Source organism: Parendozoicomonas verongulae, assembly GCF_009711465.1.
GTDB classification, from domain to species: Bacteria; Pseudomonadota; Gammaproteobacteria; order Pseudomonadales; family Endozoicomonadaceae; genus Sansalvadorimonas; species Sansalvadorimonas verongulae.
The window spans coordinates 1-758 of record NZ_SMME01000408.1; the positions used below are offsets into that span (position 1 = coordinate 1).

At 49.2% G+C, this 758-nt stretch carries 2 protein-coding genes; one reads left to right on the forward strand and one right to left on the reverse strand.

What is annotated here, in order from left to right:
* Positions 1-316: hypothetical protein (locus tag E1189_RS24485; RefSeq protein ID WP_230459886.1), on the reverse strand; the 316-nt coding region annotated here is incomplete at its 3' end.
* 189 nt (positions 317-505) lie between these two features.
* On the opposite strand from E1189_RS24485, the gene E1189_RS24490 reads away from it, so the two are divergent.
* On the forward strand, positions 506-758 hold a 253-nt coding region (locus tag E1189_RS24490), incomplete at its 3' end, for a hypothetical protein (protein WP_230459887.1).

The following is a 758-nucleotide window of genomic DNA, read 5'->3' on the forward strand; positions in this document are numbered from 1 at the left end:
TGGCATCCGTTTCAACTGCCAGCTGTTGTAGAGTCATTGATTCCGTGAGTGTTAATTCGGTTCTTTTTTTTCCACGGCAATGCACAAAGTGGTGCTCGGCAGATCTGTGTATGGTGCAAGATGTGGTTTCACCGGGTTGGATATGTGTGCTGCCTGCAGGGTGTATAGCAATACTGCCTGTCGATATCATATCTAATGGCTGTAACGGAATAAGGTGAAGAGGTCTACTCTTGTCTTCTGATGCAAAGGCACCAGATGAAGACAGGCCGATCACCATGTAAAAACTGGTGGCAACAATGTTCAGCCTGAAGACCATTCCCATCCTTCCCATAAAAAGAATAAAGATGATAGCAACGTAGCTGGCAGCCTCTTGTGATGCTGGTATTTACGGCACTGAGTCTTGTCCTGCCAGTGGCACAGTGGATATTAATGGCAATATTGGTGACACCATACAGTCCGTGCGCTGACCGGGTTACTCATCTTTCCTGTTGTGTTGGGTGCGTCTGTGTCTGGTGAGATGAGTGGATTGGATAAAAGACCGGTTGCATCCGTCCAGACCACAGACGTAGGGTCTTTCCCCTGTGTGGATGCGCTTGTGAACGGTGAAAGCACTGGAATGGGTGAAAAACTGGTTGCACTGATCACAGACGTAGGGCTTGACCTTGGTGTGGGTGCGCTTGTGAATAGAGAGAGCACCAGATTGGGTAAAAGACCGGTTGCATCCATCGTGGTCACAGACGTAGGGCCTGTCCCCTGTG